The sequence below is a fragment of the Vibrio sp. V43_P6S15P86 genome (assembly GCF_009904725.1).
Classification (GTDB): domain Bacteria; phylum Pseudomonadota; class Gammaproteobacteria; order Enterobacterales; family Vibrionaceae; genus Vibrio; species Vibrio diabolicus.
Window position 1 is genome coordinate 1 of the sequence record NZ_WXWT01000438.1, and the last position, 17,861, is coordinate 17,861.

Below are 17,861 nucleotides of genomic sequence, written 5' to 3' on the forward strand. Positions count from 1 at the left end.
CCAGTCATCCTATAACCCCCCCCCTTCAGTACCAACCAGTAACAAATACAACAAAATTAAATAAAAACAGGATTAAACACTGCTTTATTCAAATTAATCTAGAACAACACATTAGCATTTAGCCATATAAGCATTAGAAAATATAGTGCAGCATTTCCACGTTATGCGACAATTATTTCAATACTCAATCTTTCGTTTCATTACTATTTAATAGAAATAACAATACCTACCTTTCTCCGCTAATGTGAGTACAAAATTATGTGGAATAAACTCAATAAATCCATGATGTTCTGCCAAATGATGTTTGGCTTATCATTTTACGGTGTATTAGTAAGTCTAACTCGATTTTTTCTAGAGGATCTAAATTACAACGAAGCCGATACGATGATGATCGTTGGTGCTTTTTCGGCGATCGGGCCACTTTTCGCGATCGCGGGCGGCTTTATTGCAGATAAGTTTTTAGGCGCTTATCGCTCACTTTCTATCGCATATTTCGCTTTTGCATCCGGTTACGTATTACTCGTGTTGGGGGCTTCTGCTTCTAACGTTCCACTTTCAATGTGTGGTATTGCGCTCGCCAGTTATGGCCGCGGCCTGATGTCACCCTCTTACCCTAGCCTCTATAAACGAACGTTCAAATCACAAGAAGATTTTGAAAAAGGATACCCAATCAATTATTCAGTGAATAATGTTGGCGCCTTTTTAGGTCAATATTTGTTCCCAATGATTGTCCTTGTGATCGGCTTTAATGGCGGTTTTACCATCTCTGCTGTTATGGCAGCAGCGGCATTGATCATGCTATTGGTATTCCGCAAAGATCTTGTTGGCGTAGCCTCTGAGCTTGATCAAAAAACCGTAAGTTTAAAAAACTGGGTACTTTTTGCATTGATTTCATTGGCAATGATCGCGTTGGTATTTTTCATGTTTTCAAACATGGATATTGGCCAAAATATCGTATACGCCATCGGAGGGGCGGCGATCGCATACTTCATATCTCTGATGCTTAAAGCAAGCAAAGCTGAGTCTTTGAAGATGGGGACCATCTTAATTGTGACCTTGCTGACAACCTGTTTCTTTGTTTACTACGGACAAATGATGACCTCGATGAACATGGTTGCTATCAACACATTAAAAGGCTCTCTATTTGGTTTTATTCCGCTCGAACCAGAAGCAGCAATGGCAATGAACCCGCTTTGGTGTATGGTTGGTGGTCCTATCGTAGCTGGCTTTTTTGGGTTGCTGGAAAAGCGCGATATCTACCTCTCTACCGCGACAAAAATCGCCTTGGCATTTGTACTGACCGCGATAGCGTTTGGTATCTTGACGTTTGCCGTGACTACCGTGGGTGAAGATGTCGTGATCATGCCAGAAATCTTTCTCGCTATTCACTTCTTCCAGGCGATTGCAGAAGTCATCGTGGGTTCGATGGTCGTAGCGTTTATTCTTTCCGTCGCGCCGAAGCACATCGAAAACTTCTCTGTTAGCCTATTTTCTGTGGCAATCGCATTGAGCGGTATTATTGGTGCTGCATTTTCAACCTCTATCGCGTTAGAGAAAGGACAGACCATCACACAAGACATTGTACAAAACGTATATGGTGATTATTTCCAATTACTCACTGTCCTTGCTGTCGTGATGGTCGCTATCGCAATGGCAGCGTCACTCATTATTCGCAAGATGCTTGAAGCGGCGAAAGAAAGCGATACTCAAGCGCAACCAGTCGAGATCGAAGCTGGGGTTGAAGTTCAAAGCTGAGTTTGATGATTTACCTATCTCAAAATATAAAAAATGCCGCGATATTCGCGGCATTTTCTTAACAACAACATGTTCGATTAATCACGTCGCCCACGAAGTTCAATTTTTTGTGTAGCAGCATCCGTTTGGATGATTACCCCGCCATAGGCCGTTTCATTTCGACCTTTCAGCGTCAGTTGAGAATCTGCGCGCTCGACGTCGACCTGATTTTTCGTAGCCATCGTCATATCAATCGTGCCCGTGTATGACCCATCGCCAGCTAATGCTATGTTTGTTGAGCAAACCATCAAACCAAGTGCGATTAATTTTTTCATACGTCACCTCTGTTTTTGTTCTTACTTTCTTTCGATGAAAAAACTGTAACAACAGAAACGTGTTCATACGAGGAAAGTCATCATTTACCAAATGGAAATCCAAACCACTAAATTGATATGACCAAGCATATTTGCTGTCCACCGTCGCCTTCAATAAACCATAAGATACGACAGCATGCTTAAATTGACCGAACGTTGTCTTTTATTCAGAAATTCAGAGATATGATTTCTCGGCAGAAGATAAATGAGACGATGGATGAGCATTAATCTGGACATTCAAAACATATTGGTACTAAAACGGATGTATGAGTTACGCAGCGTCCGATTGGTGGCAGATTCACTCGGAAAGACATCAGGATCAATCAGCAAAAACCTGACAAAAATGAAAGCGCAGCTCGATGACCCTTTGTTCATTCAGACTAAAAATGGCTTTGAACCGACCGCTTTTGTCGAGGCGAACATGCCACATTTTGAACAAATCCTCACCAGTATTGATTCCATCAAACCACAGAGTTTTTCACCCGCTAATTTTGACGGCTCGATCACTATTTATGCGAACACATTATTTTGGGATTACTTTGGTGACAAGTTTTACTTAGAATTACTAAAACACGCCCCAAAAGCAAAGTTCTCTTGTTTACGTTGGGGTAGCGACGCGAAAAAGCGATTAACTGAGGGTGAAAACGCTATTGCGATTCATTATTTTGATGAGGATCTTCCACAGTCAATTATTCAAAACGAACTAGGTCGAGGAAAAGCCGTATTTTTTGTTCGAGATGAGCATCCCGCTCAACATTTCCAAGAGCTAGAAAACTACCCCTTTTTACTTTTCAAAACGCCGGGATGGAACGACTACCGATACCCGTTGTTGGAAAGGCTCAACCATATGGGGTTCAGAACCACACCTAAGGTAGAAATTGAACACCCTGCGATGATTCAAAAAGTGCTCCTACAAACGGATCATTTTGGTATAACCATGAGTGGACATGTGCCTAAGGGCTGCCGAAGTATCGCACTTCCTGGCGGGTTAGAGCTTGATGTTCGCTACGTGATGAGCTGTCGTCGCTCACAACAGCAAGCCCCGATAAACCAGTGGTTATTCAATGTCATTAAAGATATCACCCAGCCCTAACCTAAAAGCCCTAGGGTGATGACTTGTCTATGTTTTCTTAGGTACTCGATATCGTTGAGGTAAGCGGTATGATGGCAATCTTCTAGGTTCGCTTGAAACACCTATCATCACCTTGAGCTGCGACCCCTCTCATATAATCAACTAACGCGGAGAGTCGATGTGTCATCACCTCCACCAGCTCTTCCCGTTCGAATCTCGAACACCCATAAGCGTCACAGAAGAGTTTTGCACGCTGAATTTGTTGCTCCAAACAGCCCATTTTATCGTGCTCATCGGTTTTAAATGGTGCCCAACCATAGACCGAAAAAGCGACATCCCAAACTCTTGGTGCCGGATGCGCCGTATCAAAATCAAACACACCAACGACAAACTCTCCATGGAGTGCCACGTTATATGGCATGAAATCACCATGACAAATCACCTCTTGTGGTGTTCGTGGTGGCAGCATCCAGTGCAGCGTTTCATTTTGATATTGCTTAAGGAAACCCTCAGATGCATCGTGCATATCGCGTAACATTTTTGCCGCAGATTGGAGCGCGGAAACAGAAGCAATGTTGCCAATCAATGGATAGTTGTCAGTCTCTCCTTCGACATAGCTAACCCACTCTTTTCCTTTCTCAATACCAACCGCTTTAGGGCATGCCGTAAAGCCTCGTGAATGAAGATAGGTAAGTAGCAGATGGACAGTCATCGTCCAATAACTGGCAGGACGAGATATCAAATTCCCTTTTCGATAGATGGCATTTTCTCTACCGCCTTGCATTGTTTCCATAACAGTATCCTGTGTGGATTAAGCGCGCATCAGATAACGTAAAGCTAGATCATCATACACTCAAAGCTTTTAGAGAAGGTTGACTGACCCTATAAGAAACCGCGCATTTTGTTAGGTAAATCGCAAGAATAAGTACCGCTGTAAAAATAGACCGTAAAATATTAAAGGCTTTGTATTAACCATTGGGCAAAGGTGTTTACGTGTGACTTTTCTGATGCTCTAACCATCATATAGTGTGCGCCGGAGCTGGGCATACGCCAATCTCCGATTTGTACTAATATCCCTTGTTGCAACTCATCCTCAACAAGAAAGTCTCTCACCAGCAAGACACCAAGTTGATTGGTTGCAGCTTGAATAGCAAGCAATGAATGTTCAAATTCGGCTATCACTTTGCTCACCTTGCCTTGATAACCTTGGTACGCAAACCATACCTGCCAAGATTCATGATAACCGCCGGTGCAGATTTTAGGTGTTTGAGACAACTTCATGAGGTCATCAATCGGATTTAACTGAATAAAGCCGGGGCTTGCTACAACGATCCAGTTTTCTTGGGTAAGCTGAATAGCTTGTTGCTCTTGCCAATCGCCATCTCCGTTAATAATTTCTATATCTGCGATCGCACTGGCGTTTGGAACCGTATTCGCGGTTGTCGAGATCTTAAAGGAAACATCTGGAAATTGACGCTGAAAATCGGCCAGCCTTGGTATTAGCCATTGCGAGCAAAAACTGTGGGCGACATGTAAGGTAATTTGCTTGTTCTGTGGGCGAGTAAATAAATGATGGGTCGAGGTTGATAAGGTTTGAAGCACATGGTTAACCACAGGCCAGTATTCTTTTGCTGAGCTGGTCAGCGTAAGGTGCGTACCCTTGCGCTCGAATAATGTTGCATTTAACTGCAGTTCTAGCGATTTCACCTGCTGACTGACGGCCGCACGGGTCACATTGAGCTCCTCTGCGGCTTTAGTGAAGCTCTGTAATCGCGCCGTGGCTTCAAACGCTCGGAGCAAATTAAGCGGCGGTAAACTTTGCATAACACTCTCCCAAATACTCAGTAGCCATGGTATGAACTGGTGATGACAAATTGATGAAAGTGCTGAGTTTGTTAAGCGGGATCAAAAAAGCCAGCGTGATACACGCTGGCTTTTGGAACTGTCTCTTAAGCAGGAATTATTCTGCTTTCTCAGTGGTTTGATATTCAAACGCTGGGACAACTACTTCAACACGACGGTTCATTTGACGACCTTGACGTGTTTCGTTGCTTGCTACTGGGTTAGCTTCACCCATACCTTTCACTGTCATACGCTCAGCCGCAATACCTTTTGCTTGGAACTCGTCAGCAACGGCTTTCGCGCGTTTTTCTGTAAGTTGCTGGTTGTACGCAGCAGAACCCGTCGTATCACTGTAACCCGTGATCTCAACTTGAGCTTGTGGGTAAGTGTTCATCAGATCAACGGTACCAGAAAGGGTCGATGCATCTTTCACTTCTGCACTTTCTAGGTCGAATTGTACTGTCGCTGTTGTTTGAGCAGGGTAAACATGCTCAACAATACGTGTTGCAGGGCGTGTTTCTACTACTTCCTCAACCACTTCTTCTTGAATTACTGGCTCAGAGCCGAACTTGTAGTTAAAACCAATACCGAAGAAATCTGAATCCATGTCTTCAATCACGTCATCAGACATATCTTGGTAACGTTGGTATTCAGCACGTAGGCTCCAGTTGTAGTTGATTTTGTACTCAGCACCTAGAGAGCCTGTTGGTACGAAATCTTTTTCGTCACCCGCCATCATGTATGCAGCACCAACTTTCGCGAATAGATTCCAAGAATCTGTTAGCGGTAGGTTGAATTTAGGAGCAAGAGTCAACGCCCAAAGATCACCGTCAACGGTGTTTAGGCCCGGCTTTTTGAAGTTTGCAGTGAAGTCACCAAGGTAATCAACACCGTACTCTGCTGCAACGTACTCGTTGAAGCTGTAGCCCAGGTGCATAGATGCTGCAAAACTGTCGTCGTCACAAGGTTCGTTTAGGTAACACGCATCATTTAGAGAGTTGTAACCTACTTTACCGCCCATGTAAGTGTCAGCAAGTGCAACGTTTGAGATCACACCACCAGCAAGTACAGTAGCCACTGCTATAGCGATTTTTTTCATTATTCTTTTCCTTTTTCTTGTACACAAAGCAACACATCGAGGCAGCATACTGCCGTAAAATATGAAGCCGTAACTTTCTCTTTTCTTCGAACAGAAATAGCTAAATAGCGTAGGAAAGAATCAAAAAATGATATTCAAACGCCAATGACGTAAAACGGAGAAAGATAACCTCAAGACCATCTATTCATGAGCTTCATCCGCATACCCAACCGAGAAATAAAGTCTCATTGCGTTGGTTTAGCCATAGTCAATTCGTTGCGGAGAATATCACAAAATAGCCAGTTTTCTGTGACGCAAATCACCATAAAACCCATTTTCTCAAATTTAAGAATCGACATTTAAGCCTGTGAATGGCAACAAATTTTTACAGGAGAGAATGGATATCGAAGGCATAAAAAAACAGCTCATTTAAAATGAGCTGTTTTCGAAATAATGAACAGACGTGAACTTATCGAACTAGATTTTATCCGCCACGGTAAGCGTTGCAGCTAAGATATCTTGCCCAAATAATACACTGCGTTCTGGTGACCAACCATAAAGCGGATCTGGGTGATTGTTGTTATCTTTAAATGGCATCTCGATCGTGTACGACAGGCATTTGAACTGCTCCGCGACCCAGTTTGAGCCTACCGTCAAATTCGCTTTACCCGGCTCATCTTTATCATAACCAATCTCATCTTGGAACTCAGGTGTAATAGTCAGTAGCGCTTGCTTAAATGATGCCTCTAAAGCGGCAAGATTTTCATCGTAAGAAGGAATACCTTCTGAGCCAGCGACGAAGTTATACGGAATCGCTTCATCTCCATGAATATCTAAAAACATGTCAACACCCGTTTCCAGCATGCGCTGACGCACAAGGTAGACTTCTGGACTTTTCTCCATAGACGGAGTTTGCCACTCACGGTTCAAGTTCACGCCTACCGCGTTCGTACGTAAGTGACCGCGAATACCACCGTCTGGGTTCATGTTTGGTACCACGTAAAGCACTGCTTTTTCCAGTAATGCACGCGTAACCGTGTCATTTTCATCCAGTAAACGTTGGATCATGCCTTCCATGAACCATTCAGCCATGGTTTCACCCGGATGTTGGCGTGCAATCATCCAGATTTTCTTTTTGCCTTCTTCTGGCTCACCAAACGTTAGCAAGCTCATGTCATTGCCGTCTAATGTGTGGCCTAATGTTTCTAGTTGGCAGTGGTGCGCGCTTTGTGCCATGTGTAACAAGTCTAAATGACGATCGTATGTGTAAGGCGCAAAGTACGCGAAGTAAATTGAGCTACGCTCAGGGATAACAGTGAAAGTCAGCGTGTCACCATCGAACTCTGCTGGTATACGGAACCATTCTTCACGGTCGTAAGACGCTACGACATCGTAACCTTGCCACCCTTCTGGATAAGCCGACTTAGCCAAATCAAGCAGTTTGATCGTGTGCGACTGCTCGGCTTCGGTTTCTAGACGGAAATGGAACCACTGGTAGAATTCCGACATATTGTCATTAGGGATTTTAAGTTGGATGTCATTTTTGTCGTCCGCTTTCACTACGTGAATGCTGCCGCTATCGAAGTTGCTGAATACTTTCATTATATTACTCACCTTTTAAATCTGAGCTTGAAAGACAGAGGCTAACACAAGGCTACATCGCCCCCCAATGACTTTCACTGCAAACTGTCTCGTTTGTGGCTAAAGTCTTCAGTTTAGTCGAGCTTATCCGCTTTGCCTGCTGGTCCTGCGAGTTTCGCTAGCCATTTATCCCAAACAAACGGACGTTTCTCATTATCTTCCGCTTCCTCTTTTCGGCGAACAGCATTTCGTACCATCATTACTCCCAGCCAACGTATTGGTTCTGGTGGGAAATACCCAAGCGGTCCTTGCGCTAAACCACTTCGCGTCCATTCGTTATCTAGCCCTAACACCAACGACGATAAAATTTTTCCACCCATTCGAGTTTGGGCAACGCCGTTACCTGAATAACCAAACCCGTAAAAGACATTACTTTGCTCATCCAATTGGCCAAAAAAAGGAAACCCAGTTGCGGAACGATCCGAACCGCCAGTCCAAGAGTACTCAAATTCAGCCCCTTTTAAGCGAGGAAAAAGGTTGTCGAATGATTTTTTTAGTAGCGTTTGATAACGCGTCGGCTTGTTAAACATCGCGTCAACTTGGTTGTTGAAAGAGAACTGATTACCGCCTTTACCTAGCATCAAACGGCCATCTGGCGTATCTCGGTAATAATGTACGAAGATGCGTGAGTCCAACACACTCGAACCTGCTTGCCAACCAGATTGAGACAAAGTATCACCAAGCGGTTTGGTAATAACCATATCCGAAGACACCACAACAATGCTGTTTTTGAACTGCTTAAATTGCTCCACCATCCATGCATTTAATGCCAACACCACCTGCTGCGCTTGAATATTTCCTTTAGGTGTACAGACGGTGGCAGGTTTTCCATAATCTAGACGCGTCATTGGCGTGTTCTCATAAACTTCTACACCCAGATCAATAGCAACACGGCGTAACCCTCGCGCGAGTAAGGCGGGTTGCACGTTAGCAGCAACCGGAGAGTGATAGCCTTCAATATGGCGAGGTGAACCCGCATTGGCACGCAGTTCCTCCACCGAGCAACGACGCCAACTGTTCGCATCTAGCTGTTGTAACTCGTCGACAACTGGCTGCATTCCACCTTTCTGAGCCTGATTGGTTGCGGTGTAATAAACCCCTTTTAACGATAATTGCGCATCGATATTGTATTGCTGACAAAAGTCGTCAATCTCCAACACCGCTTGTTCCGACTCTTTTACCAACCAAACAGCATGTTCTTCACCGAATAACCGTTTCAACGTCGGGAACTTGGTAGACCATGTCAGCATACAGCCGCCATTCGCGCCAGATGCCCCGCTGCCACACAAGCCCTTTTCGATAACAACCACCTGTTTTTCAGGAGATTGCTGCTTAATCATAATCGCTGTCCAAAGTCCGGTGTATCCGCCACCGACAATAGCAACGTCAGTATTAATGTTCTGCTGTAACGGTTGCGGCGTTTCTGGTTGCTCAGCTTCAATTGCCTGTTTGAACCAATATGAATGATGTGTCATCGGGTATCCTCGTTAGTGCGTTACATCCATTTCCGCAAACACTTTACAAACGATGAGCACAATCAACGAGCAAGAATATCTAACGCTGAGCGATAGCAAATGTTGCGCTGAGAGAGTGGAAGTTTCTGCTATCAATGAATACAAAAATGGGGAGCAGCGCTCCCCAAAACAAACAGCAAGGATATAAATTATCGGAAAATCGAGACCGTCTTACTGGTTAGTATTTACCGGTTTCACGCATGCGGTACTCGTATTGAACATTGAGAATAGGCTGGTATACAACTTGCCCGTCACTTTGCAAGAACTCATTCACCATGACTTTTGAGTCGGTGATAGAAAACGACTGGCGATCAACATACTCTGTAAGGCTTGTAAACTCGTCACGAAGCTGACCTGGTGATTTGCTTTGATAGTTCTGAATCATGTCACGACCCATTTCATAAGCCGCTTGTTTGCTATCCATAACATCACCATGGATCGTTTCGGTATCGTTTGTCCACTGATAGCCACCAGCAAAAACAACAGAAGGTGCAGCAGTCAGAGCAATCATACTTGCTAAAGTCATTAAGCGTTTCATAAACTTCTCCTTACTTACCTTTATATCGGGCCTAAATTGGCTCGATATTTATAAGGTACGTATAAAGACCAGAAACACGTCAAAATAATTTCAAATAACGTTCAATTCTTGTTCAACTCATTTCACTTTAACTTAGCAACACGACATCATACTCTGCCAACACGAGCATTTTTCTACCTCGTAGTCACAACGTTCAAAAGTGGCTTCCAAACTGACATTTCCTTACCAACCCATACAATACCTAAGGTCAATTTTCTCTTAGAATCCCAACAAAAGAACAGTGTTCAAAACCTTATATAAACGTCGGGCACAGCAAAACCTCCCCTTTTAGTAGTGCTTTGCATTTCCCCCTTTTTCGGGTTCTTCGCTGCTCGTCCGTCGGTTCTTAATTGTGGCTGTTGAGCACACGTTAATCTGGAGTGAAAATGACCGCGAACAAATCCATTTTTTACCATAGCAAATCAATTTACTCAGATGATTATGCTGATGTCTATAAGCCAATTTGGACCTACAGAGCTAAGTTCATCTTGCGTGCACTTTACTACAAACGAGCGTTTAAGCACCTGTCAGATAATATTGAATCGTCATTGCTAGAGATGCTTTGTGCACGTACGCACCGATTTTTAGAAAAACCGTTTCGTCCCTACATCATCAAAAATAACTCAGCGTTCGATCGTTCAAACCTAGTGGTTGATCACTACAAAACCATTTCAGAGCTGTTTTCTAAACAGACCATTGAAGAGATCTATACCGATTCGACTGGCTTAACATTAACATCATTTGAAATCGACGAGACATTGTACTCTGTGCGATTGGTGTACGAAGCGCGTTACCAAAAAGAAGGCGACATGAGCCTAGTGCTACACAGCGCGGAAGATGGCAACTTCTATACGCTCTCATTTACTCTCGGCCACATAGAATCTGGACGCAGCATTATGATTGGCGGCTTGCAAGGGCCACGCAGCAGTGAAGAGAACAACGCGAAAATTAAAAAGTTAACTCGTAAACTTTACGGGCAAAGACCAAAAAGCTTGATGGTGAGTTTGCTCACTTTACTCGCGCAAATTTGGGAAGTGAATACGATTCTAGCGGTAAAAACACAATCCCATACTTATGCTGCACGACGCTACAGTAAAGGACGAATCAAAACGGATTACGATGCACTCTGGCAAGAGTTGGGCGGCACCGAATACAACCGTCATTTCTACTCACTCGATGTGAATGCCCCGCGTCGTGATATCGAAGGCATGTCGCGTTCTAAGCGTTCGATGTATCGACGTCGTTACGAATGGTTAGACAATACCAAAGCGGAGTTCATGACAAGGCTACGTTAACCCAACGCACCACATGACGTTTTGTTTTTTCATTTTATGATTCGGAGTTTTTATGTCTTACAAGTACGCCATTGCATGCTTACTGTCCGCACTTTCCTTAACGGCTCATGCACAACCAACCCAACATGTTGTTGGAGCAAATTTAGGCTACGGTAATGTTAGTTACGATGTGAACAATAGCCATGATGAAGGTGACATGTTCCTTGGTGATGTATATTACCGTTACATGTTCGATCACAACTTTGGTATTGAAGCCGGCTATAAGGGCGCATTTAACGGCATTGGCTCCGTACTTATCAGTCCCTTAACAGAAATCACCGATGTCAGTTATGGCGGGCCTCGACTCAGCGGTTACGCAAGTTACCCTCTGGGAGCTGGCTTTGAGCTTTACGGGAAAGGCGGTATCACTTACTACACGTTAAGTTACACGCTTAAAAACAATGGTCAGAATAAAGAATATGACGAGTCTAGTCTTGGCGGAGAAGCCGCTGCTGGTGTCGCTTGGGCCTATAAACACTTTGGTTTGAACTTAGAGTACAACTACGCCAAGAATAGCGATTTTGATTCTGGCGGTGTGATGTTTGGTGCACAATTGCGATTTTAAAAATTTAGCTGTGCCAAGGCACCGAATCGACATCGGTGCCTTATACCTCAAGCAGGGCTCAATGACAGAATGATTCCGCTCAGGATCAACAGCACCCCGACGCCTCGCGTGAAATACCATTTTTCAGCCAACAACCACACGCCCATTAATAAACCAAATACAATGCTGATTTGTCGCAAAGCCACAACAAGGCTGACGTTATCAGTCATGGTCATCGCAAACAGCACCAAGCCGTAGGTGGATGCCATCATGATGCCAGCCATGCTCGCACTTTTGCGAATCATCCAAGCGGTTTGTAGTTCTTGCTGGCTACCCGAAACAATACACCACAATAAAACCGGTACTCCCATAACCCAAAACTGCACGCCTAGATAAAAAATCGCGCTATAGTGGTCGTTAAGAATGGTCGATGTTTGTTGAGTTAGCAGATTCAGTGCTTGCTTGTCCACAACGGAGTAACCCGTCGTGCCAAACGCCGCAATCAAGGCCCAAAACACACCAACATTCAGGTACTCCCCAAGAGTAATTTGACGAAAGCTAGTCACTGGAACTAGGACACAACCTAAAGTAATAAGCAGGAAACCCAACCACTGCTGAGCATTCAACTCATAACCTAAGGCGACGGTGAGTGCGCCCACCATCATTACAGGAAGTGCTCTCGCAATCGGATAAATCACTCCTACATCGGCGTGCTTGTAGGCCACGATCAAACCAACCAAATAGACGATTTGAGATAAACCACTGATAAACAGCATTCCCCAAAACACGCTGGGCAACGTCGTCCAGCCAATGTTAAAGAGATACCAAATAAGATAAGGCGTGAGCAGAAGGCAAGCAGATAAACTTGCCGCCATCGTAAACGCGAGCCCTGAACCAGCATTGCTTTTACCAAGAATATTCCAGCCAGCATGCATAACCGCAGACAATACAACGAGTGCTATTGCCAAGAGATCCATTCCGTTTTCCTGTTTATGATATTTAGATACCCTCAAGGTGCTTGGGTACAACAAAGGCCCCAATATGGAGCCTTTGAATTTGAGATATAAATTGCTCGCCGCCAACTAGACAGATGCCCAGCAAACAGAGATTAATTCAGCTCTGCGACAGACTCGATGCTGATGGCATCGTGCCGCCAATACTCGATATCGCAATCAATCAACTCACCATGTTGGTTGTAGTTGATACGTTCAACCACCATTGCAGGCGTACCAGACGTCGCGCGCAATGCCTGTGCCACCTCACCCAACAAAGTACTAGTCGAAATTCGGTAACGAATTTTTTGATACGTCACACCGTAGTGTTCACGATAAATGTCGGTTAACGAGTTTGATAAATCATAAGACAATAAGTTGGGAAATATGTCTGGTCGAATGTAGTTCGTGACATAAACCACCGGACGCTCTTCTAGGTAACGAACGCGGTCGACACGAAATACGTCTGAAAACGGCTGAAGGTCCAACAAACGAGCGGCCAATTTATTAGCCAAGGTGCCTTTTGCGGCTATCACTTCTGTTTTTGGCACGCGATTTTGCGCTTTTGCCATGTTTGGGAAGTTCAACGTTTGGGTTGGGTCGTAACGCAATGGCTCAGGTGAGATAAACCAACCTCGGCGGTCTTCGCGATAGATTCGACCTTCCGCTTCGAGCAGTGATAAAGCTTCACGCAAAGTGACGCGTGTAGTATCAAACGACTCCGCCAACTTACGCTCTGCTGGCAGTTTTTGACGCGGCGATAGCATGCCCGCTTCAATCTGTTCAACAATCGAATCTTTAATTTTTACGTATTGCACGAAGTGTCCTTATCTTTTGCGCCAAGCTTGTGTGCGATTCTCTAACAATTTACCCAAAGTCATCTGAACAATCTTCGCAATTGCGGCAGCAATCATGATCATCACCGCCATTGCCGCAGCAGCGCCAGTTTGACCGGCATCGTCCATATTCAGAATCGAGACCGAAGCCGGAATCGTATCGGTTGAGTAAAGGAATACTACCGCAGAAGTGGTGGTCAATGCATTAACAAACAAGTAAGTCGCAATGTCCAAAATCGCAGGTAAACACACAGGTAATGTCACTTTAAAGAACAACTTGTATTGAGGAAGCTTCACCGATGCCGCTGTGGCTTCAATCTCCGATGGCAACTGCTTTAGCGCTGCCAGTGCAGTCATGTGACCCACGGTGTAGTAATGCACTACCGTGTTAATCACCAAGAATGCCATGGTGCCATAAAGCACATTCAAAGGATTGTTCGCATCATTGAAGTAAAAGATGTAACCCAAGCCAAGCACCATACCCGGAACCGCCATTGGTACCACGCTGAGCATTTGCATCACTTGACGAATTGGACCAAACGCACGCCCTTTCTCAATGCAGTAAGCACCGACAAAGATGATGGCTGTACCAATAACCGCCGTCCAACCTGCCAGCGTTAGTGAGTTGAAGAATGGACCCCAACCGTAAGTGCTCATTTCAGCAAAGTTGTAATTGTTTAGCGTCAGCGCTTTGTTCCAAGGCCAGAACGTAACTAATGAGCCATACACCGCCATGCCAAGCACCGCCAGCACTGCGATAGAAATGATGCTGCAGTAAACCAAACAAATGCTGTCGCGCGCTTTGTTAGGTTCTGGCTGATAAGGTACCGAGCGAGTGTCAAATAAGCTTTTTTGCTTTTTCTGTACCCAGCGGTCTGCACCAAATGCCATTACCGCAGGGAATAAAAGCATAATGCTGGTCACCGCACCCATGGCAAAGTTTTGTTGTCCCACCACTTGCTTGAAGATATCAGTCGCCAGAACGTTGTAGCTGCCCCCAATCACTTTCGGCACACCAAAGTCCGTGATAACTAGCGTAAAGACGACGATAAGCGTACTGATCAAACCGTATTTCGCCGCAGGTAGCGTCACCATAAAGAAGGTTTTGATTGGTGAGGTTTTCAGTGCGCGGGCAGCTTCATACAAACGGGCATCTGAAGTACGCAGCGAAGTGGTCAAAATCATCAATGCATGAGGGAAGGTCCAGAAAATCAAACCCATCGAGATACCAATCACACCGTAAACCGAGTTTCCTAACAACATCTCTTTGGCAATGCCTTGATTACCGAAAAGGAAGATCAAACTGATCGCCGGCAACAACGAAGGCGCAAGAATCGGCGCAGTACCTAGGATTTGAAACAAACCTTTAAACGGCATGCATGAACGAGTCAGCGCGTAGGCATAACCAAACGCAAGCACGCCCACTACCGAGGTCACAATCACGCCCAAAGTGAAGGTGTTTCCCACCGACACCCACAAGCTAGAAGAAGAAAAGTACGTCGCAAAGTTTGCCAATCCGACAAATTCGCCATTGGCATTTTGCACACTCTTGGTCAACATTGCCCAAAGCGGCATTAAGATGAACAGCACCATCATAGTCGACAAACCAGCGAGCAAACCGAACAACACAAGGTTGTCGCGGCTAACACGTCCGAGTAAAGATTTTGCTTTGTCTTGTGTGGTTAGGCTATTCATCGTCATTGTCTTCGCATCCATGTTTACACCTACGCTGCTAGCGCTTTATCAACCGAGGGCACGGCGTAACCATGCAGCCCTTCTTCAGCAAACTGGATGTAACGTACATCGCCCGCCTTGATATTGAGTTTTTGAACCGTTTCCACAGGCACATCCACGACGATGGTTTTCGTTGAGCTGTCGTTTTGCAATACGCAATCAATACGGAAAAACGCCCCCAAAAACTCGGTAGCCGTAACTCGCACTGGTAAAGAGTTGGTGTAGTTTTCAACGAACTTGATGCTTTCAGGGCGCACCGCAAGGTCGAAGCGATCACCACGTTGGATCTTACGATTGGTCAAGCTTGGCGCTGGCATCAAGGTTTCCGCAATGCGTACTTGGGAGTCCGTTGCGACTGAGGTTTCAATAAAGTTCATACTGCCGACAAACTCAGCGACAAAGCGCGTTGCTGGTTGTTGGTAGATCTCTTGAGGTGTGCCAACTTGCTCAATCACACCATGGTTCATTACCACGATACGATCCGCCATCGACAACGCTTCGTCCTGATCGTGCGTAACCATGATGGTGGTGATGCCCAGCTTGCGTTGCAGCTTACAAATCTCGTCACGTAAGTGAACACGTACTTTTGCATCCAGCGCTGACAGCGGCTCATCCAATAACAGTAGACCCGGAGACAACGCCAATGCACGAGCCAAAGCAACACGCTGCTGCTGACCACCAGAAAGTTGGTTCGGGAATTTCTCGCCAGAGGTTGGAAGACCAATGGTTTCTAGCCAATAATCCACCTTCTCTAACGCTTCTTTGGTCGACATGCCTTGGTTCTTCAAACCCACCGCAATGTTCTCTTGCACAGTTAGGTTCGGAAACAGCGCGTAAGATTGGAATACGATGCCGAAATCGCGCTTCTCTGGTGGTAGGAATGTGGTCTCTTGACCGTTTTGAAAAATTGCACCAGACGTTGGCAAGTCTAAACCTGCAATAGCACGTAGCAGAGTGGTTTTACCGCAGCCAGAAGGACCAAGAAAACAAACGAACTCGCCCTTTTCAATCGCTAGCGAGATTTTCTTTAATGCAGTGAACTGTCCGAATTGCTTCACTACATTTTCAATATTTAGGTAATGTTGGTTAGTTGACATAACACACGCTCCAAATGGTATATACCAACTTTAGTTTTTGAGTGTTACGTTCCAATGACAAATTTATAGCCAGAAGATGACAAATAGATGAAGGGCGATGAGGTTTGTTTAAGTGGTAATTAGAGATTCCCGACTCACTCCTTCGTCGCTCTAGAGAATGACGTGGTAAGTGCGGATAGAAGCTCCCAACTTCCTTAAGTCCGTCATTCCAGCGAACCTAGGTGAGACTAGGAATCTACTTTCAGCAAACTCTGAAATAACAGAGAAAACAAAAAATCCACCTCAACCGAGGTGGATTTCAGTATTCAACTCAAAGCAAATTCGATTAAGACTTTGGTTCTGATTTCGCGTCGAACTTCTCAGACCATGCCGCTAGGATCTCTGCACGCTTGCTACCCATTTGCGCGAAGTCCATCTTCGCCATGTTCTCTTGAACGTTCGGGAAGTTAGATACGGTCGCTTTCACGTCTTTATGTGCAACTACTGGGTACATTTCTACGTAAAGCTCGTTTGCCGCTTTAGAGATTGACCAGTCGACAACACGCTTCGCGGCATCCGACTCTTTTACTAGACCAACCGCTTCTGATTCCCAGCCGATGCCTTTTGGCGTGATAACCGCCAGTGGTGCACCTTGTGTTTTCAGCTTCGCACCGCGGCTTGCCATCGAAATACCGATAGCCACTTCACCCATGCCCGCTTGAACACATGGTTTAGAGCCAGAGTGCGTGTAGTGTGCAATGTTCTTGTCTAAGTCACGCATGTAGTTCCATGCCTGATCTTCACCCATGTTTTGTAGCCAAGCAGAAACCTGCATGTAGCCAGTGCCTGAAGAAGCTGGGTTAGGCATTGCTATGTGACCTTTGTAAACCGGCTTTGTTAGGTCTTCCCAAGACGTTGGTTTAGGCAGATTAAGCTGTTTCGCTACCGCTTCGTTGAAACAAACTGCGTTAAAGAACGCATCGTTACCAAACCAAGCTTGGTTTGATTGAGGGTCGTTTAGGTTCGCATGCAGCTCTTCCAAACCTTTTGGTGTGTAAGGCTTAAGAAGACCTTCATCTTTAAGCAGTGCCATTGACGAGCCAGCCAGACCCCAAACCACTTCCGCTTGAGGGTTGTTCTTTTCTGCCAGCAATTTCGCCGTCATGATACCGGTTGAATCGCGAACCCACTTAATCTTGATATCTGGGTTATCTTTCTCAAACGCAGACTTGTATTTAGCAAGAATGTCAGTTTCGAAAGCGGTGTAAACCGTGACTTCCTGTGCTGCCATTGCATTCGTAGCTAGCAGAGAGACAAGTGCAGCCAGCGATCCTTTCATCAAACGGTTTTTCATCATTTTCTCCAGTTAATTTGGCTAAGTTTTAATTTGGTCTGTACCAGTTAACGATAACCACCCTACTGAGCCTTTGTGACGAAATTATGACCATTAAATGGCAGTTTTACGAAAATTCGCGCTGAATAATCGTTCAATTGATCCGCCATTTTCTGGATA

At 45.0% G+C, this 17,861-nt stretch carries 15 protein-coding genes and 1 pseudogene; 4 read left to right on the forward strand and 12 right to left on the reverse strand.

Annotation, left to right across the window (positions count from 1 at the left end):
* Nucleotides 1–258: 258 nt before the first annotated feature.
* Nucleotides 259–1,755, forward strand: coding sequence for a peptide MFS transporter (locus CAG69_RS19655; RefSeq protein WP_161445789.1), 1,497 nt, complete (start codon nucleotides 259–261; stop codon nucleotides 1,753–1,755).
* A gap of 77 nt (nucleotides 1,756–1,832) precedes the next feature.
* On the opposite strand, the gene CAG69_RS19660 is transcribed toward CAG69_RS19655, so the two are convergent.
* Nucleotides 1,833–2,069, reverse strand: coding sequence for a hypothetical protein (locus CAG69_RS19660; RefSeq protein ID WP_005395322.1), 237 nt, complete (start codon nucleotides 2,067–2,069; stop codon nucleotides 1,833–1,835).
* A gap of 256 nt (nucleotides 2,070–2,325) precedes the next feature.
* Between CAG69_RS19660 and CAG69_RS19665 the strand changes: the two genes are divergently transcribed.
* Complete coding sequence (locus CAG69_RS19665; protein WP_161445791.1) at nucleotides 2,326–3,201, forward strand: LysR family transcriptional regulator; 876 nt, start codon at nucleotides 2,326–2,328, stop codon at nucleotides 3,199–3,201.
* On the opposite strand, the pseudogene CAG69_RS19670 reads toward CAG69_RS19665, so the two are convergent.
* The 6 genes and pseudogenes from CAG69_RS19670 to CAG69_RS19695 all read right to left on the reverse strand — a co-directional run bounded on the left by CAG69_RS19670 (nucleotide 3,198) and on the right by CAG69_RS19695 (nucleotide 9,793).
* Nucleotides 3,198–3,973 (reverse strand): annotated as a pseudogene (locus CAG69_RS19670) (phosphotransferase enzyme family protein). The gene CAG69_RS19665 and the pseudogene CAG69_RS19670 overlap by 4 nt on opposite strands.
* A 161-nt stretch (nucleotides 3,974–4,134) precedes the next feature.
* Nucleotides 4,135–5,004, reverse strand: a complete 870-nt coding sequence (locus CAG69_RS19675; protein ID WP_161445793.1) for a LysR substrate-binding domain-containing protein — start codon at nucleotides 5,002–5,004, stop codon at nucleotides 4,135–4,137.
* A gap of 136 nt (nucleotides 5,005–5,140) precedes the next feature.
* Entirely contained in the window at nucleotides 5,141–6,121 is a 981-nt protein-coding gene (locus CAG69_RS19680) for an OmpA family protein (protein WP_161445795.1), read from the reverse strand.
* 456 nt (nucleotides 6,122–6,577) lie between these two features.
* Nucleotides 6,578–7,702, reverse strand: a complete 1,125-nt coding sequence (locus CAG69_RS19685; RefSeq protein ID WP_161445796.1) for a M14 family metallopeptidase — start codon at nucleotides 7,700–7,702, stop codon at nucleotides 6,578–6,580.
* A 113-nt stretch (nucleotides 7,703–7,815) separates the two neighbouring features.
* Complete coding sequence (locus tag CAG69_RS19690) at nucleotides 7,816–9,216, reverse strand: FAD-dependent oxidoreductase (RefSeq protein WP_161445798.1); 1,401 nt, start codon at nucleotides 9,214–9,216, stop codon at nucleotides 7,816–7,818.
* A 217-nt stretch (nucleotides 9,217–9,433) separates the two neighbouring features.
* The gene (locus CAG69_RS19695) at nucleotides 9,434–9,793 is read right to left on the reverse strand and encodes a DUF3316 domain-containing protein (protein ID WP_005395335.1); all 360 of its coding nucleotides are present in this window, start codon (nucleotides 9,791–9,793) and stop codon (nucleotides 9,434–9,436) included.
* 425 nt (nucleotides 9,794–10,218) lie between these two features.
* Here CAG69_RS19695 and CAG69_RS19700 point away from each other — a divergent pair, with 425 nt between their 5' ends.
* Nucleotides 10,219–11,127, forward strand: coding sequence for a VirK/YbjX family protein (locus CAG69_RS19700; protein WP_046873855.1), 909 nt, complete (start codon nucleotides 10,219–10,221; stop codon nucleotides 11,125–11,127).
* Between the two features lie 52 nt (nucleotides 11,128–11,179).
* Complete coding sequence (locus CAG69_RS19705) at nucleotides 11,180–11,731, forward strand: porin family protein (RefSeq protein WP_161445800.1); 552 nt, start codon at nucleotides 11,180–11,182, stop codon at nucleotides 11,729–11,731.
* A gap of 47 nt (nucleotides 11,732–11,778) precedes the next feature.
* Here CAG69_RS19705 and CAG69_RS19710 read toward each other — a convergent pair whose 3' ends face one another.
* The 5 genes from CAG69_RS19710 to CAG69_RS19730 all read right to left on the reverse strand — a co-directional run bounded on the left by CAG69_RS19710 (nucleotide 11,779) and on the right by CAG69_RS19730 (nucleotide 17,705).
* The gene (locus tag CAG69_RS19710; RefSeq protein WP_161445802.1) at nucleotides 11,779–12,687 is read right to left on the reverse strand and encodes an EamA family transporter; all 909 of its coding nucleotides are present in this window, start codon (nucleotides 12,685–12,687) and stop codon (nucleotides 11,779–11,781) included.
* A gap of 131 nt (nucleotides 12,688–12,818) precedes the next feature.
* Nucleotides 12,819–13,520 carry a phosphonate utilization transcriptional regulator PhnR gene (phnR, locus tag CAG69_RS19715; protein ID WP_053808131.1) on the reverse strand — a complete coding sequence of 234 codons (702 nt, stop codon included), beginning with the start codon at nucleotides 13,518–13,520 and terminating at the stop codon, nucleotides 12,819–12,821.
* A gap of 9 nt (nucleotides 13,521–13,529) precedes the next feature.
* Nucleotides 13,530–15,254, reverse strand: coding sequence for a putative 2-aminoethylphosphonate ABC transporter permease subunit (locus CAG69_RS19720; RefSeq protein ID WP_161445804.1), 1,725 nt, complete (start codon nucleotides 15,252–15,254; stop codon nucleotides 13,530–13,532).
* Nucleotides 15,255–15,262: 8 nt separating this feature from the next.
* Nucleotides 15,263–16,369, reverse strand: a complete 1,107-nt coding sequence (locus CAG69_RS19725) for a putative 2-aminoethylphosphonate ABC transporter ATP-binding protein (RefSeq protein WP_005432488.1) — start codon at nucleotides 16,367–16,369, stop codon at nucleotides 15,263–15,265.
* Nucleotides 16,370–16,694: 325 nt separating this feature from the next.
* Nucleotides 16,695–17,705, reverse strand: a complete 1,011-nt coding sequence (locus tag CAG69_RS19730; RefSeq protein ID WP_029830462.1) for a putative 2-aminoethylphosphonate ABC transporter substrate-binding protein — start codon at nucleotides 17,703–17,705, stop codon at nucleotides 16,695–16,697.
* Nucleotides 17,706–17,861: the final 156 nt, after the last annotated feature.